The sequence below is a fragment of the Pseudoclavibacter endophyticus genome, from assembly GCF_008831085.1.
GTDB classification, from domain to species: domain Bacteria; phylum Actinomycetota; class Actinomycetes; order Actinomycetales; family Microbacteriaceae; genus Pseudoclavibacter; species Pseudoclavibacter endophyticus.
In genome coordinates this window covers 1,849,244-1,870,785 of the sequence record NZ_WBJY01000001.1, presented here as the reverse complement: position 1 = coordinate 1,870,785, position 21,542 = coordinate 1,849,244, and the positions used below count along the sequence as shown (strand labels likewise).

The 21,542-nt window shown below is 70.4% G+C and carries 21 protein-coding genes; 6 read left to right on the top strand and 15 right to left on the bottom strand.

The genetic code is table 11. The annotated features are described in order from the left end of the window. Positions 1 to 42: 42 nt before the first annotated feature. Positions 43 to 942: an AraC family transcriptional regulator gene (locus F8O04_RS08400; RefSeq protein WP_188726200.1), complete on the top strand. Its 900-nt coding sequence runs from the start codon at positions 43 to 45 to the stop codon at positions 940 to 942. Then, positions 939 to 1,343 carry a VOC family protein gene (locus F8O04_RS08395; RefSeq protein WP_188726201.1) on the top strand — a complete coding sequence of 135 codons (405 nt, stop codon included), beginning with the start codon at positions 939 to 941 and terminating at the stop codon, positions 1,341 to 1,343. The genes F8O04_RS08400 and F8O04_RS08395 overlap by 4 nt, the downstream gene beginning before the upstream one ends. Before the next feature lie 21 nt (positions 1,344 to 1,364). Here the strand turns inward: F8O04_RS08395 and F8O04_RS08390 are convergent, their stop codons facing one another. Further along, positions 1,365 to 3,767: an ATP-binding cassette domain-containing protein gene (locus tag F8O04_RS08390; RefSeq protein WP_158028785.1), complete on the bottom strand. Its 2,403-nt coding sequence runs from the start codon at positions 3,765 to 3,767 to the stop codon at positions 1,365 to 1,367. A gap of 147 nt (positions 3,768 to 3,914) precedes the next feature. Further along, positions 3,915 to 5,807, bottom strand: coding sequence for an FAD-binding monooxygenase (locus F8O04_RS08385; RefSeq protein WP_158028784.1), 1,893 nt, complete (start codon positions 5,805 to 5,807; stop codon positions 3,915 to 3,917). A gap of 240 nt (positions 5,808 to 6,047) precedes the next feature. On the opposite strand from F8O04_RS08385, the gene F8O04_RS14820 reads away from it, so the two are divergent. Both F8O04_RS14820 and F8O04_RS14815 read left to right on the top strand, forming a co-directional pair. Further along, complete coding sequence (locus tag F8O04_RS14820; protein ID WP_188726202.1) at positions 6,048 to 6,227, top strand: hypothetical protein; 180 nt, start codon at positions 6,048 to 6,050, stop codon at positions 6,225 to 6,227. Between the two features lie 74 nt (positions 6,228 to 6,301). Beyond that, positions 6,302 to 6,772, top strand: coding sequence for an SRPBCC family protein (locus F8O04_RS14815; protein ID WP_188726203.1), 471 nt, complete (start codon positions 6,302 to 6,304; stop codon positions 6,770 to 6,772). Between the two features lie 20 nt (positions 6,773 to 6,792). Here the strand turns inward: F8O04_RS14815 and F8O04_RS08375 are convergent, their stop codons facing one another. After that, a complete protein-coding gene (locus F8O04_RS08375; protein ID WP_158028782.1) occupies positions 6,793 to 7,431 on the bottom strand; it encodes a riboflavin synthase in 639 nt (212 codons plus the stop codon). Positions 7,432 to 7,433: 2 nt separating this feature from the next. Then, positions 7,434 to 8,240 carry an SDR family oxidoreductase gene (locus tag F8O04_RS08370; RefSeq protein ID WP_158028781.1) on the bottom strand — a complete coding sequence of 269 codons (807 nt, stop codon included), beginning with the start codon at positions 8,238 to 8,240 and terminating at the stop codon, positions 7,434 to 7,436. Positions 8,241 to 8,312: 72 nt separating this feature from the next. Between F8O04_RS08370 and F8O04_RS08365 the strand changes: the two genes are divergently transcribed. Beyond that, on the top strand, positions 8,313 to 9,302 hold the full coding sequence (locus tag F8O04_RS08365) for a glycerophosphodiester phosphodiesterase family protein (protein WP_188726204.1): 990 nt from the start codon (positions 8,313 to 8,315) through the stop codon (positions 9,300 to 9,302). A gap of 94 nt (positions 9,303 to 9,396) precedes the next feature. Then, positions 9,397 to 9,762 (top strand): RNA polymerase-binding protein RbpA, encoded by a 366-nt coding sequence (locus F8O04_RS08360; RefSeq protein WP_158028780.1) that lies wholly within the window; start codon positions 9,397 to 9,399, stop codon positions 9,760 to 9,762. A 101-nt stretch (positions 9,763 to 9,863) separates the two neighbouring features. Here F8O04_RS08360 and lnt read toward each other — a convergent pair whose 3' ends face one another. From lnt to F8O04_RS08305, 11 genes are all read right to left on the bottom strand, one after another. Then, positions 9,864 to 11,516, bottom strand: coding sequence for an apolipoprotein N-acyltransferase (lnt, locus tag F8O04_RS08355; protein ID WP_225734920.1), 1,653 nt, complete (start codon positions 11,514 to 11,516; stop codon positions 9,864 to 9,866). 41 nt (positions 11,517 to 11,557) lie between these two features. Beyond that, on the bottom strand, positions 11,558 to 13,996 hold the full coding sequence (locus F8O04_RS08350) for a DEAD/DEAH box helicase (protein WP_158028779.1): 2,439 nt from the start codon (positions 13,994 to 13,996) through the stop codon (positions 11,558 to 11,560). After that, the gene (gene tatC, locus F8O04_RS08345; protein WP_158028778.1) at positions 13,996 to 14,760 is read right to left on the bottom strand and encodes a twin-arginine translocase subunit TatC; all 765 of its coding nucleotides are present in this window, start codon (positions 14,758 to 14,760) and stop codon (positions 13,996 to 13,998) included. The genes F8O04_RS08350 and tatC overlap by 1 nt, the downstream gene beginning before the upstream one ends. Before the next feature lie 74 nt (positions 14,761 to 14,834). Next, positions 14,835 to 15,218, bottom strand: a complete 384-nt coding sequence (locus tag F8O04_RS08340) for a twin-arginine translocase TatA/TatE family subunit (protein WP_158028777.1) — start codon at positions 15,216 to 15,218, stop codon at positions 14,835 to 14,837. A 9-nt stretch (positions 15,219 to 15,227) separates the two neighbouring features. Then, positions 15,228 to 15,584 carry a hypothetical protein gene (locus F8O04_RS08335; protein ID WP_158028776.1) on the bottom strand — a complete coding sequence of 119 codons (357 nt, stop codon included), beginning with the start codon at positions 15,582 to 15,584 and terminating at the stop codon, positions 15,228 to 15,230. An 11-nt stretch (positions 15,585 to 15,595) separates the two neighbouring features. Further along, entirely contained in the window at positions 15,596 to 16,558 is a 963-nt protein-coding gene (locus tag F8O04_RS08330) for a helix-turn-helix transcriptional regulator (protein WP_158028775.1), read from the bottom strand. After that, positions 16,555 to 17,673, bottom strand: coding sequence for a helix-turn-helix transcriptional regulator (locus F8O04_RS08325; RefSeq protein WP_158028774.1), 1,119 nt, complete (start codon positions 17,671 to 17,673; stop codon positions 16,555 to 16,557). Before F8O04_RS08325 ends, F8O04_RS08330 begins: the two co-directional genes overlap by 4 nt. A gap of 67 nt (positions 17,674 to 17,740) precedes the next feature. Next, a complete protein-coding gene (locus F8O04_RS08320) occupies positions 17,741 to 18,682 on the bottom strand; it encodes an FKBP-type peptidyl-prolyl cis-trans isomerase (RefSeq protein WP_158028773.1) in 942 nt (313 codons plus the stop codon). Further along, positions 18,683 to 19,699 carry a hypothetical protein gene (locus F8O04_RS08315; protein WP_158028772.1) on the bottom strand — a complete coding sequence of 339 codons (1,017 nt, stop codon included), beginning with the start codon at positions 19,697 to 19,699 and terminating at the stop codon, positions 18,683 to 18,685. Continuing rightward, positions 19,696 to 20,802 (bottom strand): tRNA (adenine-N1)-methyltransferase, encoded by a 1,107-nt coding sequence (locus F8O04_RS08310; RefSeq protein WP_158028771.1) that lies wholly within the window; start codon positions 20,800 to 20,802, stop codon positions 19,696 to 19,698. The genes F8O04_RS08315 and F8O04_RS08310 overlap by 4 nt, the downstream gene beginning before the upstream one ends. Then, positions 20,799 to 21,470: an HAD family hydrolase gene (locus F8O04_RS08305; protein ID WP_158028770.1), complete on the bottom strand. Its 672-nt coding sequence runs from the start codon at positions 21,468 to 21,470 to the stop codon at positions 20,799 to 20,801. The genes F8O04_RS08310 and F8O04_RS08305 overlap by 4 nt, the downstream gene beginning before the upstream one ends. Positions 21,471 to 21,542: the final 72 nt, after the last annotated feature.

The window sequence follows — 21,542 nt, the reverse complement described above, 5'->3', positions numbered from 1 at the left end:
GCAATCCTGCTGACGCGGACGTGGCGAGGCTACGCTGAGCCCATGTCGGTGGCGGAACGGCGTGTGCATCCTGGTCTGCGGGGCATCCTCGCGGGTCCGATCGTCGGCTACGACCTCCACGTCGATCGTCGTGCTGTGCACTTCGGCTTGCCGAGCACCACCGCCACGGTGATTCTGGCATTCGACGAGCCGCTCGACACGGGATGGGCCGCGCAGCCCGAGCGCTCGACGCCGTTCTGGCGTCTCGCCGCAGGCCTCCACTCGCGCCCGTCGCTCGTGCACACCCACGGCCGGCAGCACGGCGTGCAACTCGCGCTCACGCCCCTCGGTGTCCGCGCGATTTTTGGTCTTCCCATCGCCGAACTCTCCGAGGGGCTCGCGCACCATGACGAGCTGTCGGCGGGGATCCCCGCGGGCCTCCATGAACGCTTGGCCGACGCGCCCGAGTGGCATGAGCGCCTCAACCTGCTCGAGCGCTGGCTGCTCGCGCGAGTCAAGAACTGGCGAGCGGACGGACATCGCCCGCAGGCGCGCCGAGTTCCCGGGCCGCATTCGCCCGGATTCGACTCGCCCGACCTCGCGCGGGCATGGGCGCTGCTGACCGGCACGCGCGATCGCGTGGAGGCCGTCGCGGACGAGATCGGATGGAGCCGACGGCAGCTCGCCAGACGGTGCACGCAGGAATTCGGACTCAGCCCCAAGCGACTCGTACGGGTGGCGCGCTTCGAACGGTCATGGCGGTCGGCCGCTTCCGGCACTCCCCTGGCCGACGTCGCGGCGCTCGCGGGATACGCGGATCAATCGCACCTCGCCAACGAGTGGCGCGAGCTCGCCGGGCGTCCCCCGCTCGCCGCGCTCGGCGATCCGTTCCCCGTCCGCGCGGATCCCGTCCCATTCCTGCAAGACGCGACCCGCCCGCATCCGGAACCATCGACGTCATGACCACACCACAGCTCTTTCTGACCGTCATGTACCGCGACGCCGACGCCGGCTTTGCCTTCCTCCGGGCTCTCGGGTTCGAGGAGGTGCTCGTGGTGCGCAATCCCGACGATGAGCGTCTCGTCGAGCACTCCCAGTTCCGCTGGCGCGACACGGGCGGCCTCATGGCGGGCTCGGTGCGGGAGGGCGCGTCCCACGCCACCGACGACGCCGTCGGCACAGCGAGCGCCTACCTCGTGGTCGAGACCGACGCCGAGGTCGACGCGGCGCACGAGCGCGCGCTCGCTGCGGGCGGCACGTCCTTCGCGGCCCCCGTCGACGAGCCGTACGGTGGCCGGGGCTGCACGGTGCGCGATCCGGAAGGCAATACGTTCAGCATTGGCTCGTACGCCGGGGAGGCGTAAGACGGAGCGCCGTGTCCACCCCTACTCCCCCACGTACGCCGCGAGGTGCTGCCCGGTCAGCGTCGAGGGGTCGAGCACGAGGTCACGGGGCGCGCCCTCGAAGACGATGCGCCCACCGTCGTGGCCGGCGCCCGGCCCGAGATCGATGATCCAGTCGGCGTGCGCCATGACCGCCTGGTGGTGCTCGATGACGATCACGGTCTTGCCGGCATCGACGAGCCGGTCGAGCACGCCGAGCAGGTTGCCCACATCGGCGAGGTGCAGGCCGGTCGTTGGCTCGTCGAGCACGTAGACGTCACCGTCGCCGCCGAGGTGCACGGCGAGCTTGAGGCGCTGGCGCTCGCCGCCCGACAGGGTCGTGAGCGGCTGACCGAGCTTGATGTAGCCGATCCCGACGTCGACGAGTCGCGCCAGCACCTTGTGCGCGGCGGGTGTGCGTGCCTCGCCCTCGCTGAAGAACGCCGCGGCCTCGGCGACCGACATCGCCAGCACCTCGCTGATGTCGCGCCCGCCGAACCGGTACTCGAGCACCGACGCGTCGAAGCGCCGGCCCTCGCAGACTTCACACGGCGTCGACACCGTGTCCATGAACCCGAGCTCGGTGTAGATGACGCCGGCGCCATTGCAGGCGGGGCACGCGCCTTCGGAGTTCGCGCTGAACAGCCCGGGCTTGACCCCGTTCGCCTTCGCGAACGCCTTGCGGATCGGGTCGAGCACGCCCGAGTAGGTCGCCGGGTTGCTGCGTCGCGAGCCCTTGATGGCGCCCTGGTCGATCGTGATGACCTCCTCTCGCTCGCCGAGGGCCCCATGGATGAGCGAGCTCTTGCCCGACCCGGCGACGCCCGTGACGACCGTGAGCACACCGAGCGGGATGTCGACGTCGACGTTCTGCAGGTTGTTGTCGTTGGCGCCGCGGATCTCGAGGGCGCCGGATGGGCTGCGCACGGCATTTTTGAGGCGCGCCCGGTCATCGAGGTGGCGGCCTGTCAGGGTGCCGCTCCGTCGCAGCCCCTCAAGGGTGCCCTCGAAGCAGATTTCGCCGCCGTCCGAGCCGGCGCCCGGCCCGAGGTCGACGACGCGGTCGGCGATCGCGATCGTCTCGGGCTTGTGCTCGACGACGAGCACGGTGTTGCCCTTGTCGCGCAGGCTCAGCAACAGCCGGTTCATGCGCTCGATATCGTGCGGGTGCAGCCCGATCGTCGGCTCGTCGAACACATACGTGACGTCGGTGAGCGATGACCCGAGGTGGCGGATGAGCTTGATGCGCTGCGCCTCGCCGCCAGACAGCGACCCGGCCGGTCGCTCGAGCGACAGGTAGCCGAGACCGATCTCGGTGAACGAGTCGAGCAGGTCCTGCAGCCCCGTCACGAGGGGCCCGAGGCCCGGCGCGTCGATGCCGCGCACCCACGCCGCGAGTTCATCGATCTGCATGCGGCAGCAGTCGGCGATGCTCTTCCCGTCGATGAGCGACGTCCTGGCGTGCTCGGCGAGCCGCGTGCCGTCGCAGTCGGGGCAGCGGCCGAAGGTCACGGCACGCTCGACGAAGCGGCGAATGTGCGGCTGCATCGCCTCGACGTCTTTCGAGAGCATCGACTTCTGGATGCGCGGGATCAGGCCCTCGTACGTGAGGTTCGTGCCGTCGACCTTGAGCTTTGTCGGTTCCCGGTAGAGCAGGTCGTGCCGCTCGCGCTTCGTGAACCTGCCAACGGGCTTGTTCATGTCGAAGTAGCCCGAGCCGCCGTAGATGCGGCCGTACCAGCCGTCCATCGAGTAGCCGGGCACGAGGATCGCCCCATCGGCGAGCGTCCGCGAGTCGTCGATCACCGCCGCCAGATCGAAGTCCTGCACCGACCCCGTGCCCTCGCATCGGGGGCACATGCCGCCGATGCGGTTGAAGGTTGCCTTCTCGGCGATCGTCTTGTCGCCTCGCTGCACCGTGATGGCGCCACTGGCGGACACCGATGGGGTGTTGAACGCGAACGCGGTCGGCGGCCCGACCTGCGGGTCGCCGAGTTTGCTGAACAGGATCCGCAGGTATGCGTTCGCGTCCGTCGCCGTGCCGACGGTCGAACGCGGGTTGGCCCCGAGCCGTTCCTGGTCGACGACGATCGCGGTCGTGAGGCCCTCGAGCAGATCGACGTCGGGGCGCGCGAGCGACGGCATGAAGCTCTGCACGAAGCTCGTGTAGGTCTCGTTGATCATGCGCTGCGACTCGGCCGCGATCGTCGCGAAGACGAGCGAGCTCTTGCCGGATCCCGAAACACCCGTGAACACGGTCAGCCGGCGCTTCGGCAGTTCGATGTCGACGTCGCGCAGGTTGTTCTCCCGTGCGCCGTGCACGCGGATCGTGTCGTGGGCGTCAGCCGGATGCGCGGCGTCTGCGTGGTCGAGGGTGGTCGTCGTGGCGTCGTCGCTTTGGCCCATGCCGATCACGGTAACGCGATGGCCGGATGCGTGGGCCGATCTCTCGGAATCGGTCAGGATTCGAGAAATCAACCGGGGCATCCGGCCGTGGGCGTTCACGCCGCCGGTTCGGCGGCGCCGGCGCTACCGGCGGTCGAGCAGACGGCGTTACCGGCGGTCGAGCAAGAAGGCGCGGAAGAACGTGGCAAGCTCATCGGTCGCGGTGAGCGGCACGATGTTCGCGACGTACTGGTCGGGGCGGACGACGATGACGCAGCCCTCGTCGGAGATGCCGCGCTCGTCGTAGAAGTTGCCGGTGCCGAAGCCCGTCGCGAAGACGCTGTTGAGGTTCACGAGCTGGAACGGCCCGCCCGCCGGCTTGAACGCGTCGGGCGCGTGGGCGAGCTCGACTTCGGCGTAGTCCTGCTGGTAGACGACCTTGACGTCGAACAGGCTGGGGATGTCGTCGCCGGCCGGCGTGTGCACGTTGAGGGGCGACTCCGGATCGTTCGACCACCACTCGGCCCAGTCGGCCAGCGTGCCGGGCTGTCCCGGCGCCTGCGCGCCGGGGAACACGTACACGCGCCAGCGGCCGTCGGCCTCGTGCAGGTGGCCGAGGTGCTGGGGTGTCGAGTCGCAGATGCGCACGACCTCGGCCGACTTGAAACGCTTGCCGACGGGGAATCCGGTCGCGAGGTGCTGGTGCGTCGCCTCGCCCGTGATCATCGACGGTTCGTACTGCGTCATAAAGCCCGCGGGAAACTCGAACGTGCTCGTGTAGAAGTCCTCGAGCTCGGTCGGCGTCGCGAACTCCTCGGGCCGCTTGGCCATCATCGCCGACCACTCCATGTCGAAGTCGATGAGGTTCTGCGCGATGACCTGGCGCTCCCCTGTGTAGGTGCGCAGCAGCGAGGCGGGGCTGCGGCCATCGAGCACATAGGCGAGCTTCCACGCGAGGTTGAAGCCGTCCTGCATCGAGACGTTCATGCCCTGGCCTGCCTTGGCGGAGTGCGTGTGGCACGCGTCACCGGCGATGAACACGTGGGGGTCGAGGTGGGCGCGGTCCTCCGAGATGTCGTCGAAGCGGTCGGTGACACGGTGGCCGACCTCGTACACGCTGTGCCACGCGACGTTGCGCACGTCGAGCGTGTACGGGTGGATGATCTGGTTGGCGCGCTTGATGATCTCCTCGACCGGCGTGCGGCGCACCGCGTGGTTGTCGTCCTCGGGGACCTCACCGAGATCGACGTACATGCGGAACAGGTACCCGCCCTCGCGGGGGATGTGCAGGATGCTGCCGCCGTCGTTCGACGTGATGGCGCACTTGAGTCGGATGTCGGGAAAGTCGGTGTTGGCCGTCACATCCATGACGCCCCAGGCGTGGAACGCGACCTTGCCCTGACGCTTCGCGCCGATCGACTCGCGAACGCGAGAATGCGCGCCGTCTGCGCCGAGCACGTACTTGGCCCGGACGACGCGCTCTTCGCCCTCGCGCTCCCCCGCCACGTGCTTGACGGTCACCTTGACCGGGTGCTCGGCGCCATCCTCGATCTCGAGGCCCTGGAACTCGATGCCGAAGTCGGGCTCGATGCGCCCGGGCTGGCGGCGAGCGAACGTCGCGAAGTAGTCGAGGACGCGGGCCTGGTTCACGATGAGGTGAGGGAACTCGCTGACCCCGGACGGGTCGTCCTTCTCGCGTGCCGAGCGCACGATGTGCTCCGGATGCTGCGGGTCGGGCTTCCAGAACGCCATCTCGGTCAGGTGGAATGCCTCATTGATGATCTCGTCGGCGAAGCCGAACGCCTGGAAGGTCTCGACGCTTCGCGCCTGGATGCCGTCAGCCTGACCGATGGCGAGGCGGCCGGGCCTGCGCTCGATGATTCGCGTCGTGATGTTCGGGAACGCCGACAGCTGTGCCGCCGTGAGCATGCCGGCCGGGCCGCTGCCGATGATCAGCACATCCATCTCGTCGGGCAGCTCCGCCTGGCGGTCGATCCCGGTGCCCGCCGCTGGCTTGATGCGCGGGTCGGTTGACACGTATCCGTGGTCGTGGAACAGCACGGCCTCTCCTCTTCTCTGTGGCGCTCTTCGCTGTAGCGCTTGGACGTCGATGTCGCGGGGTGACGACATTGTCCGTGCAAGATCGGAATCTTGCTGATTCGATATTCGAACATGCTGTTCCAATATCACTCTGAGTATAGGGCGTCGGCGTGCCGCCGTCCATGTCCGGGGCCGGGCATCCACTAGGCTGGGTCGCACCTGGGCGTTTCGCCCCCGTACGACTGCCGAGGAGTTCCGACTGTGAGCGCGTTGATCGCCATCTTCTGCATCGCCATCTTTGTGGCGGGTCTCTGGTGCTACGGCCTCGCGTTCCAGGTCGATGGCGACACCCTCCGCCTCCTGGTGTTTCTCTCGGGCATCCTGCTGAACTCGCTCGCGATCTTCATCCCGACCCAGATCCTCGGCCACAGCCGCAAGTAGCGGTCGAGATCGCGCGGTGTCCGCTGTTCGTGACGACTTCCGGGGCCAGACTCCCGGCTCACGAGGCTGACGGCGTGCACACCCCCTCGCTCGACATCTCCGTTCGCGTCACGACGCGCATCGACCTGGTCTGGCACGCGATCGTCGACCCGGATGTCCGGACCCGGTGGTGGCCGGGGCACGACTTCCAGGCGGTCGCCGGCGCCACCATCGAGGCGATCTCCCCACGACCGGGACGAACCCCGGCGCGACGCGTGCGCGGCGACATCACGGCGATCGATCACGAGGGTCGCGAGCTGCACGCTTCGTGGACCTCGACGCCGGGCAACTACACGACGACCTTCCGTCTCCTCGTGAGCGAGGGCAAGCACGGCACGAAGATCCGCGTCATCGAGACGGGATTCCCTGACGACGTGGCCGATGCTCAGCAAATCGTCGCGCAATCCCGCGAGGGATGGCGCCGGCTGCTCGGCGATCTCGTCGACTTCCTCGGCAGCGACGAGAACGTCCGCGCCATCGAACACGCCCATCGCATCGGGCGATAGGGCTCTCGCCTCCTCGACGGCTAGGCCGGCGACGCCGAGTCGGGGTTCCGGGCACCGAATGCGAGGAGCCGCTCGACGTGGCGCGCGACGAGGTCGGTCTCCAGATTGACCAGCGCGCCCGACCCAACCGCGCCCAGCGTCGTCTCGCGCAGTGTGGCGGGGATGAGACTGACCTCGAACCACTGCGCTGGGGCCGTCGCCGGCGTCACCGCGGAGACGGTCAGCGAGACGCCGTCGACCGTGATCGAGCCCTTCTCGACGACGAGCGGTGCCGCCGGGGCCGGCAGCTCGAAGCGCAGCACGCGCCACTCCCCTTCGTCGCGGCGCTCGACGAGCGCCGCGGTCGCGTCGACGTGACCCTGCACGATGTGCCCGCCGAGGCGATCGCCGAGCGCCATGGCCCGTTCGAGGTTCACGGCTCCTCCCTCGGCGACCGCCCCGAGCGACGAACGGTTCAGCGTCTCGCCGATGACGTCGACGGCGAAGGCGCCGTCGCCCGGCAGCTCGGTCACCGTGAGGCACACGCCGCTCACGGCGATCGAGTCGCCGAGCGACGCGCCGCCGGCCGCGACGGGGCCGTGGATGCGCAGGCGAACGAGATCGCCCGCGCGCTCGATCGCCACGACCGTGCCGACCTCTTCGACGAGCCCCGTGAACACCGTTACGCCTCCTGCGCCTCGGGCACGACGGTTCCCCCGCCGATGAAACTCGACGTGTCGCCGACGAGACGCAGGTTCCCCTCCGGGATCGGATCGACGGCGGCCCTTGCGACCTCGGCCGCGAACTCGGCGACGTTGTAGAGTCGGCCCGCCTCCTCGCGGCGGGCCTCGAGCGCCCCGGGCGAGAGCCGGTTGAGCAGCGTCGCCGTCACGGTTCCCTCGATCATGTCGCCTGAGACGACGACGAAGCCGATGCCGCGCTCGGTGAGCCGCGGCACGCGTTCGAGCAGGGCGATCTCGCCGGCCCGCTTGGAGCGGGCCACGGGCTCGTACTCCGGCATGGTCGGGGTCGTGTCGATGAAGTGGGCCTGGTGGCTCGTGACGAACACGACGCGAGCTCCGGGGTCCATGAGCTCCACGGCCCCATCGAGCGTCGCGACCTGGGCGTCGCGGTTGAGGCGAAGCGCGTAATCGTCGCCCATGTCCTTCTCCATGCCGCCCGACGCGTTGAGCACGAGCAGGTCGAGCCCGCCGTACGCCTCGCGGATCGTCGCGAACATCGTGGCGCGCGACTCGGCATCAGTCAGGTCGGCGCCGACGGCGATGGCGCGCCCGCCGTCCGCCTCGATCTGTGCGGCGAGCTTCTCGGCGCGGGGAGCCTTGCTCCGGTAGTTGATGACGACGCTCGCGCCAGCCGCGGCGAAGTAGCGCGCGGTGTCGGCGCCGATGCCACGCGACGAGCCGGTGACGAGTGCACGCGTGCCCTCGAGGGCGTCAGAACCGAGCGGATTGGTGGAGTCTGCAACCATGCCGCGAGTCTAGTGGCCGGCCCGGGCGGGATCCTCCGGCACGGCCAGCCCGTGCCGCGATACGCTCGGCGCGTGACCAAGAACGCCGACGCCGCCGACGCACCCGGCGCCGAGCTCGCGTACTTCTCGCCACCGCCCCCGCGGATTCTCGCCCATCGCGGCTTCATCCGTGATGCGTCGCCGCGCGCGGCCGGCGGCGTGCCGCGCGGCGGTCGCTCCCCCGGCGCGGGCGAAGTCGGGACGAGTTCGTTCGGCGATCTCAGCCCCGTCGAGAACACGCATGCGGCGTTCGCCGCCGCCCTCGCTCTCGGCGCATCCCACCTCGAGACCGACGCGCATGTCACCGCCGACGGCGTCGCGGTGCTGTGGCACGACCCGACGCTGGAACGGTTCGATGGGAGCCGGCTCACGATCGCCGACGAGCGCTGGCCCGCGCTCGCGAAACGGCGCTCGCAGGGCGCTGAGCTCATGACGCTCGCCGATGCGCTCGCTGAGTTCCCCGGAGCCCGCTTCAACATCGACGTGAAGACCCCGGCGGCCGCGGAGCCCGTCGCGCGCGCGGTCGTCGCCGCCCGGGCGAGCGGGCGCGTGCTCCTGACCTCGTTCACCGAGGCGAACGCCCGCGCAGCGTGGCGCCACGCGCCCGATGCCGCCCGCGGTGCGACGCGAGAGCGGATCGCGGCCGCGCTTGCCGCCATCGAGGTCGGAAGCGATCGGATGCTGCGCCGCGCCCTGCGAGACATCGACGCGGTGCAGGTGCCGGAGCGTGCGCTCGGACTTAGCCTCGTCCATCCGAAGCGGCTGCCTCGCCTCCGGCGGCATGTCCGGGAGGTTCACGTTTGGACGGTCAACGATGAAACCGCTATGGTTCGGCTCTGGCGGGCCGGTGTCGACGGCATCGTGACCGACCGCACGGATCTCGCCGTGGCGGCACGGGCATCCATCGCGGCGACGGCATCTTCGTTCGCGGACGGCTCGCCGCCTCCAGCCGTGTCGGCTCCTCGCCACCCGGATACACCAGAAGCAGACGCAGCGGGATACGAGGGCCGCCCCCGCGTCTGAACATCGCCCGCGAGCATCCCGCGCCGCGGTCGAACCGTCACCGCGCTCCCTGGTTGACGCGGTAGACATGGGCCCATTGAGGAAGGAGGACGCGATGGCAGATCGTAGCCTGCGCGGTATGCGTCTCGGCGGCCAGAGCCTCCAGAGCGAAGAGGGCGTTGTGCTCGTCGACCGGCAGTACCGCTCGTACGTGACCGACGACGGCGAGCGGTTCGTCGTGACGTTCGCAGCCGACGCCGAGGTGCCCGAGGTGTGGTACTCGCCGAAGTCGGGCAACGAGGGTCGCCTGCTGGACGATGAGGGGGCCCCCGTGCCCTACGAGGCCCCGCCCGAGAAGCACCAGCGCACGCACTGGGACATGCTGCTCGAGCGTCGTTCGCGCGAGGAGCTCGAAGAGATCCTGGACGAACGACTGCGGGTGCTTCGGGCACGACGCGGTACTGCGAACAAGGACCGATAGTCGCGCGCCGGCTGGCGGGTCGCGCTCCAGCGTGACCCGGCACCCGGGGCGAGACCGGAAACGGCGCCCGATCGCAGCTCGGAGACGAGCGCGATCGGGCGTCACTCGTTGCCCGAGCGCCTTCGGCGCGGCATCGCGGCAGCGCCTCGCGCCCCGAGCAGCAGGGCGAGCCCGGCTCCGGCCAGGAGCCATTCGATCGCCCGCCCGAATGCGACGGCCGGCGTTGTCGTCTCGGAGAGCGGAACGTCCACCACCATCGCGCCTGGCACGTACTGCGTCAGGGAGGCGAGCTCGGTCCCATCCGGCCCGTACGCGGCACTGTTGCCGACGGTCGAGACCTGCACGATCGCGCGCCCCGTCTCCATGGCTCGCAGCCGAGCGAACGCGAGCTGCTGGTCGAGTTCGTCGGTGCGCCCGAAATCGGCGTTGTTCGTGGGCGCCAGCAGCACCGTGGAGCCGGCCGTGACCGCGTCGTGGATGACGCCATCGTCGACGATGTCGTAACAGATGAACGTGCCGGCGCGAACCCCGGCGACGTCGAGCACGGCGGGCCCCTCCCCCGGTGTATAGCCGCGCTGGACCAACCCGATGAGGTCGGGGGCGAGCGGGTACCAGAAGTCGCGGTCGGGAATGTACTCGCCGAACGGGATCGGATGCTGCTTGTCGACGGTCTGGCCCGTCCAGCCCGGCGCGGACGGCGCCGAGCCGTCCCAGACGAACTGGGTGTTGAAGTACTGGTCGTCGCCCTCGGACTCGCCAGGCCGGACGGTGACCGTGTTCGCGAGGATGGGGACGCCGTACCTGGCGCTCAGGATCGACAGCTCGCGGGCCACGTCGGGGTTGAAGAGCGGACTGCTGCTCGACATCGACCCCTCGGGCCACAGCAGGAGGTCGAGGTCGGCGTCGAGGGCGATGAGCCCGGTCGCGAGGGCGTGGGCGTCGAACACGTCCCGGCGCTCGTTGGGGATGAAGTAGGCGGCTTCGGGCGTGGCGCCCTGGACCGCTCCGATGCGAATCGTGCCCGTCTGCGTGACCGGGAAGGTCGGTACGGCCGCGATCAGCGCGACGGCGCACGCCGCGATGGCGGCCGAGGCGGCCGACCTGGCTCGCGACTCCCTGCGGGCCCGCGGGGTCGTGGCGATGGGCGCGAGCGCCGGTGCTGCGTCACTGCGCCACCGGGCCGCGTGGAGCCCCCACTCGACGGCCAGCGCGGTGAGGGCGACGAGCACGAACGAGAGCCCCGAAAGGCCGAGCCAGCTCACGAGGTCGCCGAACGGACTGGCGGACTGCGACTGCGCCACCCGTCCCCACGCGAAGCCTCCGTACGGCCAGGTGCTCGCGACGGCCTCACGAAGCGTCCACAGCCCGGCGACCGCGATCGGCAGCGCGACGAGCCTGCCCGCACGGCCTGGCCACCTGCGCGGTAACCACCGGTAGGCGCTCGAGATGAGCGCGGCGCCGATCGCGACCCAGATCGCCATGAGCACGGTGAGCGCCCCGTAGGGCACGGGGCCGAGGAACAGGGTGGCCCACGAGATGAGATCGCCGTAGAACGCGAGTCCGCCGGTGAACCCCACGGCGAGCGCGCCCCTCACCGTGCGTCCCACGAGCGGCAGCAGCATCCCCGCCACCCCGATGGGCGCCAGGAACCACCAGCCCGGTGCGGGGAACGCCCACGAGAGGACGAAGCCGGCGAGCGCTGACATCGCGACGGCCGTCGCGATGCCGATCGGCGCACGCGGCTCACCCGTCACGGCGCCGGCTCCTCTCGCGGTGCTGCGCCGGATCGCGACCGTCACTCGCTCACGCTCGCGTGGGCGACGATTCCGCGCCGGACGAGCGCGACAGCGTCGTGCGCGCGCGTGCGCATGCCACCGGCCGACACCTGCTGCAACTGGTCGAGCAGGTCGAGCACCTGCTTCGACCAGCGCACGAAGTCACCGGCCGCGAGCCCTGCGCGGGCGAGCACATCGTCGAGCCGGCCGCCCCGCGCCCACAGGTGCATCGCCGGCACGAGCCCCAGCACGAGGTCGCTGGAGGTCGCGACGCCGTGCCGCGCCTCGATCTCGTCGAGGGTGTCTCGCAGCTCGCGGGTGCGGGCGATCGCTTCGCGGAAGGCACCCTTCGGCAGTGCGCGCTCGGGCGGGTCGTCCTCCTCACGGCGGGCTTCGTACACGAGCGCGGCGGCCATGGCGGCGAGCGACGCGGGGTCGAGCTCGCGCCACACCTCGCGGCGCAGGCACTCGGCCACGAGCAGATCGCGATCGCCGTAGATGCGCTTGAGCAGGTGCCCGTGGGTCGTCAGTTCGGGCCCCTCGTCACCCTCGCGCACGTAGCCCATCTCGAGCAGCAGGCCGGTGAGACGATCGAAGCGGGCGGCGACGGCGCCCGTGCGCGACTCGATCTGCCGCGTGATCTTCTCGTTCTCGCGGCGCAGGCGCCAGTACCGCTCGGCCCAGCGGGCGTGCGCCTCGCGATCCGGGCACGCGTGGCACGGGTGCCGGCGCAGGTCTTCGCGAAGCTGGGCGAGCTGGTCGTTTCGGCGTGCCCTGGCCTCGACCGGCCGCGGCTCGTCGCCGGGCACGCGCTGCTTCTCGAGCTCGGTGAGCCGGCGCCGGACGCTCGAATACTCCACGAAGTCGCCCACGTGGCATGTCATGGCCTCTTCGTAGCCCCGCATCGACTCGCGCTGCTCGCGCGCCGTGCGCGCGAGATCGACGACGGCGCGGTCGGCCTGGAACTGCGCGAAGCTCGACTCGAGCACGGTGCGAGATCGCTCGCGGCCGAAGCGGTCGAGCAGATTGACGGTCATGTTGTAGCTGGGGCGGAAACTCGAGTTGAGCGGATACGACCGCCGCGAGGCGAGCGACGCGATGCCCTGCGGATGCAGGCCCTCGCGCCACTGGACGACGGCGTGCCCCTCGACGTCGATCCCCCGTCGCCCCGCTCGTCCCGTGAGCTGCGTGAACTCGCCCGGGGTGATCTGCACACGCGACTCGCCGTTGAACTTGTCGAGCCGCTCGAGCACGACCGTGCGCGCCGGCATGTTGATGCCGAGGGCGAGAGTCTCGGTCGCGTAGACGACTTTGACGAGCTTGCGCTGGAAGAGCTCCTCGACGACCTCCTTGAAGGCCGGCAGCAGGCCGGCGTGATGCGAGGCGACGCCGCGCTCGAGGGCGTCGACCCACCCGGCGAACCCGAGGGCGGCGAGGTCGCCGTCGGGAAGCCGCCTGCAGCGCTCCTCGACGATCCAGCGGATCTCGTCGCGCTCCTCGGCGGTCGTCAGCGAGATCCCGGAGCGCAGCACCTGCTCGACCGCGTCGTCGCAGGCGGCCCTGCTGAAGATGAAGCAGATCGCCGGCAGCATGTCCGCGGCGTCCAGGAGCTCGACGATCGCTGCTCGGCCGATCCGCTGGTGGGCAGCGGCGCGCTGGTCATGCCAGCCGCCGCCCCGGCCGCGCTGGCCCCGCATCCGGTCGCGGCCGTCTGACCGTCGCCCGCGCACCTGCGTCGCGCGCACGAGGTCGGGGCTGACACGGTCGGCGGCGTCGCCGTCCTTGGTCGAGAACAGGTCGTAGAGGCGGCCGCCGACGAGCACGTGCTGATTGAGCGGAGTCGGTCGCTCCTCTGACACGATGACCGCCGTGTCGCCCCGGACGGCCTGCAACCAGTCGCCGAACTCCTCGGCGTTCGAGACGGTCGCGCTGAGTGAAACCATCCGCACCTCGCTCGGCAGGTGGATGATGACCTCTTCCCACACCGCGCCGCGGAACCGATCGGCGAGGTAGTGCACCTCGTCCATGACGACATAGGCGAGGTCGCCCAGCAGGTCGCTGTCGGCGTACAGCATGTTGCGCAGCACCTCGGTGGTCATGACCACGATGCGCGCCTGGGAGTTCACATTCGTGTCGCCCGTTAACAGGCCCACCTCGCCCTGCCCGTACCGGCGGACGAGCTCGAGGTACTTCTGATTGCTCAGCGCTTTGATCGGCGTCGTGTAGAAGATCTTCGCGTGCGGCTCTCGCATCGTGAGGTACACGGCGAACTCTGCGACGACGGTCTTGCCAGCACCCGTCGGGGCGGCGACGAGCACGCTGTCCCCCGCCTCGAGGCGCTCGCACGCGGCGAGCTGGAACGGGTCCAGATCGAACGACAGTTCGCTGCGGAACCAGTCGAGCTGGGGAAATCGGCCGCGTTTGGCGCTGGCGGCGTACCGCTCGGCTGGTGACGCCATCAGCTCGACAGCTCCGACTCGATTTCGGCCTCGGCGGCGGCCTGCCGCTTGCGCCGACGACGGTCCACGATCAGTGAGATGCCCACGGCAAGAAAGTACAGGCCGATCATGGGGATCATCAGGAGAAACATCGACAGCACGTCGGCAGAGGGCGTCGCGAGGGCCGCGAAGAGTGCGACGAGCAGCACGGCGACGCGCCATCCCTTCAGGATCGTGCGACCCTCGAGCACGCCCGCGAGATTCAACAGCACGAGCAGAACCGGCATGACAAAGGCGATGCCCACGGCGAGGCACAGCTGCAAAACGAACGAGTAGTAGTACTTCGCGTCGAGGTAGATCGCGTCCTGGGACGGCGCGAACCCGGCCATGACCTCGACGATGCGAGGCATGAGCATCCACCCCACCGCGCACCCCGCGAGGAAGAGCGGAATGGCGGCGCCCACGAACCCGAGCGCATAGCGGCGCTCCCGCTTCTTCAGCCCCGGCATGAGGAACATCCAGACCTGGTAGAGCCAAACGGGCGACGAGATCACGATGCCGAGCGTGAGAGCCATCTGGAGCCGAATGTCGAACCCGGTCGTGACATTCGAGAAGTTCAGCACGGCCCCGCCGGTGCGGACGGCGGCGAGTTCCGTGATCGGTACGCGGATCGCGTCGAAGACGACTTCGGTGAGCAGGAATCCGCCGATCATGCCGAGCACGACGGCGATCGCGGAGATGATGAAGCGATTGCGGAACTCGACCAGGTGGGCCATGAGCGGCATGCGCGCCTCGGGATTGCGCGATCGTTTCGTGCGTGACCTCCCTGGCCGTGGCGACGAGGCGGCGGCCATGCCGGCTACTGGCGCGGCGGGGCGTCGCCCGGGTCGTTCGGCCCGGCCTGGCCGGAGCCGGTCGCCGGCGGTGCAGGCTGTTGCTGCGGTGCGGGCTGCTGCGGTGCGGCGGGCTGCTGCGGTGCGACGGGCTGATCGGCCGCCGGTTGCTGCGGCGCCGACGCATCGCTGGACCAGGTCGCGGCGCCCGCGGTCCCCGGGACATCGCCCGGCATTCCGTCCGAATCGCGCTGAACGCCGGCATCGCCGTCGCGGCGGACTTCGCCCTTCAAGATGCGAAACGACTGGCCGAGGCTGCGTGCGAGGGCGGGAAGGCGGGGGGCGCCGAACAGCAGCAGGATGATGACCAGCAGGATGACGAAGTGCCATCCGGTCAGGTTCTGGAACATGGAGCGGGACTACTTCCTGCGCGCGAGAAACGCGAATTGCATCGGGTCGGCCGTCGTCAGCAGTCTACCGCGCTGAAGCCTCGCCGCCCGGCGCGCATCCTTCCGGCGATCGATCCTGCGACGCAGGGATCGCCGCTCGTCCGCGACCTCATCAAGGCCGCGAACGATCGCCGGCCTCACTGGTTCGGGGCGTTGCACGAGGGCGTCGGCGCGCTGCTCGAGCTCGGTGAGCAGCTCTTCTAAGCGCTCGAGCTCCGCCTGCAGGGCGAGCAGCTTGCGATACAGGGTTCGCGCCACGAGCAGGAGCATGCCGACGAGGATGAGGACGAGCCCCACCCAGATCAGGATCCACGACCACCACGGCATAGGAATCGAGCCTACAGGCCGGCCGCGCCCGCGGCTGCGAGCCCTCGGCGCGCCCAGTCGGCGACGGCGTCGCGCGCTTCGCCGGGGGCGATGACCCGGATGCGGCCGGCGTTCGCGCAGGCGAGTCTCGCGAAGTGCTCCCACGTGCCGGCGTGCACCTCAACGACGTAGCGGCCGTCCGCGCCCGGCGTCAGCGGGCGATCCCGCTCGGGCAGGTACTCGCGCACGATCGGCAGCGCCGACGCGGCGACGTCGAGCGTGACCACCGGATCGGCGTCGCCTGGCCGGTACAGGGCACCGTCCGCGGTGGGGGTGGCGTGCGTTTCGGACGCCTCGTCGAGCATGCGGGCACCGCGCATGCGGTCGAGCAGGAACAGCCGCTCGTCGTCGCGGCCAAGGCACCAGGCGCGCAGGTACCACGTGTCGTCGAGGGCCTCGAGGCGTATCGGATCGACCGTGCGCTCCGAGTCGCCCGAGGTCGGGCTGCGGTACGCGAAGGTGACACGCCGTCCTCGCTGCAGGGCATCCTGCAGCACGGGGAGCGCTTCGGTCGCCGACGCCGTGTCGACCGTGATCGGCGCAGCGCCGCCGCGCGCGAGTTTCGCGATGAGCCGGTCGAGCACCTCGCTCGACGCGAGCGACGGCAGCTGGCGCAGGTAGTGCAGGCCGCCGATGATCGTGGCCGCCTCGAGCGGCGAGAGGTTCGGTGGCTGCTCGAGTGCGACGAACCGCGTCACGACGATCTCGTCGTCGTTCTCGAGCGCATCCCAGTCGATGTCGAACAGGTCGAGGTCCTGGTACGTGCCCGACTCGCCTGGCTGACCCGACACGGCGATCTGCTTCACGGCTCCGCGGATCTGCCGCTCGGGCACGTCGAAGTGGGCGGCGGCATCCGTGACCGAGACCGGCTCGCCGAGCGCGTGCAGGTAGGGCACGAGCGAGACCAGCAGTGCGAGGCGTTCGCCGGTGCTCATAGCGGGCTCCCATCGTGGTGTCGTTCCGCGGTCGGCTCACCGGTCGCGTGCTGCGCGCGCACCGGCCGGTCGAACGCGGCCGGTTCCTCATGGTCGTCGAGCACGCGACGGAGGCGTTCCGCCACCGCGTCGCGAAGCTCGGGGGGCTCGCGCACGACGAGCTCGGGGCCGTAGCCCGCGAGCTCGTCTGCGAGCAGTTCGAGATCGGCCATCTCGATCGTGAGCTGCACGGAGGCGCCCGCTGCGGCATCCGCGCGCCCCGGCTCGTTGCTGGCGACGGCCCGACGTGCGAGACGCAACTCGGCGTCGCCGCCCCGGCGCACCTCGACGATGACGGGGTGACTCGCGGCGAAGCGGTGCAGGTCGGCGAGCGACTCGGCGCCGATGTCGCGGCCGCTCCTCGCCGCGGCACGTGTCTCGTCGACGCGCCCGACGGGGGCGATGCTGCCGTCGCGCACGCGCCGCAGCAGGAAGCGGCGCTCGGCGCCGCGGTCGAGATCGTAGCCGACGAGCAGCCACCGACCCCCGTACTGCACCAGGGCGAGCGGCTCCACGCGGCGCCGCTCACTCAGCGCCGCGCCCTGCTTGACGTAGTCGAAGGCGACGGCACGGCCCGCGGCGATGGCTCCCGTGAAGGCATCGAACTGCGGTTCTCGCCCGCGAAGGCGCGGCGCGATGCTGGGAGCGTCGCGCAGCCGTTCGACGCCGCGGGACCGCAGCTTCATGAGGCCGCGGCGCGACTCGCTTGAAAGGGCCCCCTCGCGCCACGCGGCCGCCGCGAGCGAGAGGATGGCGGACTCGTGCGCGTCGAGGTCGAGCGGTGTTGATCCGCCCTCGGCGCGCACGCGGTAGCGCGTCAGCTGATTGTCGCCAGGCGCGGATGGATCCTCGAGCGTTTCGATGTCGATGCCAATGTCGCGCAGGTCTTCCTTGTCGCGTTCGAACTTGCGCTCCAGCGCCGGCGTGATGCCGGAGGCGTCGCTCGTCTGGCGGTACCCGTCGACGCTCGTGAGGACGTCGGCCTTCGTGAGGCCGCGCTCGCTGCACGCGAGCGCGAGCAGAAGCGCGAACTGGCGGTTCACGGGAAGCGTTGGGTCGTCACCCGATGTGCTCATGTCCGTTGCCCCCAGCTGCCGATCGGGTGGCCGGTCACTGCGTCACGAGCGGCCCCCGTGGAGCACCCTAGACGACGGCGAGGATGTCGATGACGAAGACGAGCGTCGAGCCACCGGGAATGGGGCCGCTGTCACTCTCGCCGTATGCCTGGTCCGGCGGGATGATCGCGACCACCTGCGAGCCGACCGTCTGGCCGACGATCGCCTGGCCGAAGCCGGGGATGACACCGGATGTCGTCAGGGTCGTCGGCTGGCCGCCCTTCGACCACGTGCTGTCGAACTCTTCGCCCGTCGCGAAGAGCACGCCGCGGTACTGCACCAGCACGCTGTCGCCCTCGGCGACGACGTCGCCATCGCCCAGTTTGCGGACATCGAGGACGAGCTCGCTGGGCGGTTCGGCATCCGCCGCGATCTCGAGGTGGGGCTCGCCGTCGTCGCCGTCGGTCACGGTGACCAGCTCCTGCGCCGGCGCCTGCTCTTCGCCCCAGGCCGCGAGGCCCGGTACGACACCGATGTCGGCGATGATCACGGCTGGGGACGACGCCTCCGTGTTCTCGGGGAGCTCCTGGCCTGAGACCGTCTGGCCGGACTGCTCGACCATGAGATCGCCCGGCACGATGACGAGCACGCGAGATCCGGCCGGGACGCCCACGAAGATGTCGGAGAAGTATGCGGGGAGCTCCTCGTCGCCCGGTTCGAAGATCTGCCCGACCGGTTGGTACGGCACCTGCGGCTGCTTCGTTGCGCCGTCGTACACCACCATGCTGGCGTTGATGTGGCTGTCGGTTGTCGTCTCGGGCCCGTCGCCCTCGAGGAGCACGGTCCTGGCCGACTCGGCGCCGAGGCCGGAGAGGTCTCCGATGGTCACGAGCGGTTCGGCGCCGTACTCGCCCGAGACCTGCACCTGGGTGAGGGGGTCGGGAGCGGGTGATTCGCCGGCGCACCCGGCGAGGAGGGCCAGCGCGGTGAGCGCGGCGGTGACGGTGGCGATGCCTGCGTTGCGGCGCATCTATGCTCCTGCGTTCTCGGGGTCGGCGGCGAGCACGTCAATGACGAGCACAATGGCGCCCTGCCCCTCGTTGATGCGGACGGGGCCGGCGAAATCGCCGGCCTGCTCCGGCGGCACGACGACGATCACCTGCGAGCCGACGGGCTGTGCGATGAGCGCCGACGTGGCGCCGAACAGACCGTCGTCGCTCGGTTCCGGCTCGGCGACGAGTTGCAGCACCGAGTTCGATGGATCCCACGAGGAGCCGAGCTCGGTTTTCGAGGTCCACGAGAACACCGAGACGTGCAGCGTGAGCTGGTCGCCGGCGGCGATGTCGTCGCCGAAGCCGCGCACCCGGAGGGCGCTGCGCTGCTCGGACGGCGCGGGCTGCTGCGGCATGGTGACGCCCGGGCGACCGCTCGGGGCGGCGACGACCGCCGGCATTCCGTCGGTCGGCGGCAGCACGACACCGGACGCGCTCGACGCGTAGACGCGTTGCACATCGGTCACGGCAACGATCGTCGCCGAGGGATCGTCGAGCCCGCTGGCCCCCCGCTCGCCGAAGAGGTCGGTGGCGGGCATGACGGCGACCACGCGTTCGCCCGCCTGCGCGCACTCGAGCGCGGCGGCCAGTCCTGGGAGCGTCGCCGTCACCGATTCCAGCGTGGCGGGTGCGACGTCTCCGTCCCGGTCGGTGCGGAGGGGCGCGTAGCCGCCGAGTGCCTCGCCGGTCGTGGCGTCGAAGAGGCGCATCGAGGCCGTGAAGACGCCGTGCTGCGTGATCGGGGCGCCGTCCCCGCTGCCGCTGATGGCGACATCGAGAGATGCGGCCCGCAGCGGCGTCGCGAAGGTCGCGTCGGCGTCGCCGCCGAATGCGCCGGTCGTGGCCACGGCGCTCGAAACGCCGCCGGTCGGGGCGATGGGCGTGCAGTCGCTCGGCGAGACGCTGCTCTCGGCGAGCTGCGTGCAGGCCGTGAGCCCCGCTACGAGGGCGGTGGCGAGGGCGATCGCGCCCGCGGCGCGGTGCGTGCGACTCATGCGCGGTCCTCTCGGGTGTCGGCGTCGGAATCGAAGCTGGGCTGCGCGGTGTCGGAGGCGGTGTCGCGCTGTCCATCCGTCTCGGGATGCTCGTCCGTCTCGGGATGCTCGCCGTTGCGAGTCCGGTCGGTGCGGCCGGCCTGCAGGGCGAACTCGGCCCCGCGCTGGGCTCGCCTGGCGCGCTTGCGCAGCACCTTGTCGCTCACGCCGCGGTCGCCGAGAGCCCCCGGGGTCCACAGCTCTACGTCCTCGGCGGAGTACTCGGTCTTCGACGCCCGCTGCTTCTTGGCGGGCAGCACCGCGCCGGGGGCGAGCCTGCGGCAGGTGAGGAGGAACGCGGTGTGCGCGACCATGCGGTGGTCGGGCCGCACCGCAAGGCCCTCGACGTGCCAACCGCGGACGATCGTCTCGTCCGACGTCGGGTCGGTGAAGTGCCCCGTCGCGCGAATCGCCTCCGCGAGCCGGCTCAGCTGCGTGACGGTCGCGACGTAACAGGTCAGCACGGCGCCCGGCGCCAGGGCCTCCGCGACGACGTCGACGCATTCCCACGGGGCGAGCATGTCGAGCACGCAACGGTCGGCCGTTCCGGCGGGCACGGCATCCGGCAGCACGTCGATGAGGTCGCCGATGTGCAGGTCCCAGTTCGCGGGGCGCTCCCCCATGACGCTCACGACGTTTCCGGCGGCCACGTCGGCGAACTCGTCGCGCCGTTCAAACGACACGAGCCGACCGGAGCCCGCGAGGGCGCGCAGAAGCCACAGCGACAGCGCGCCGGAGCCGACGCCCGCCTCGATGACCGTCGCCCCCGGGCGGATGTCGGTCTTCGCGAGAATCTGCGCGGCATCCTTCGGATAGATGATGGCGGCGCCACGCGGCATCGACATCACGACATCGGTGAGCAGCGGCCGCAGGCACAGGTACTCGCTGCCGTCGCTGCCGTGCACGACCGAGCCGTCCTCCAGGCCGAGGACGTCATCGTGCGGCACCGCGCCACGATGCGTGTGGTACACCTCGCCCGGCTGCAGGTGGATCGTCGAGACACGTCCCTTCGGACCGGTCAGCTGCACGCGCTCGCCCGCACGGAAGGGGCCGTGCAGGCTCATGCCGACACCGCCATGACGTGGTCGAACAGGTCGTTGGCGCGCACGCCGGCGAGTGTCGGCAAGAGGACGTCGGCATCGGCGCTCGTCAGCCGCGCGCCGTGCGGGATGCCGACGGTGGTCATGCCGGCGGCCGCGCCGGAGCGCAGGCCGTGCGACGAGTCTTCGATGACGACGCATGCCGACGTCGGCGCGACGCCGAGTCGCTCCGCTCCGAGCAGGTACGGCTGCGGGTGCGGCTTGCCGCGCGTAACGTCGTCGGCGCCGACGATGGTCGCGAAGGTCCCGGCCGGTAGCCCCTCGACAACGAGCAGCGCCATGTCGCGCGGCGAGTTCGTCACGAGCGCGAGCGGGACGCCCACCTCGTGCAGCTCTGCGAGCAGTTCGACGGCGCCGGGGCGCCAGTCGAGCTCGTTCGGGAGCCGAGAAGCGACTCCCTCGACGACGAACTCGACGATCTCCGTCGCCGAAAGCGGCACGCCGGCACGCTGGAACAGCATCGCGGTCTCGTGCATGCCGGCGCCGACGAGCGCCTCCTCGGAGATTTCGTCGAACTGGGGAAGACCGAACTCCGCCAGCAGGGCACGCTGCGCGTCGACCCAGAGCGGTTCGGTGTCGACGATCGTTCCGTCCATGTCCCACAGGACGGCCGTCGGCAGGTGTGCGCTCACGAGGGGCAAGTCTACGTGCGCGCGGCAGCGGGGGCGTTCGCTGTCGGCGCTGCGCGGGCGTCGGCGACCGCG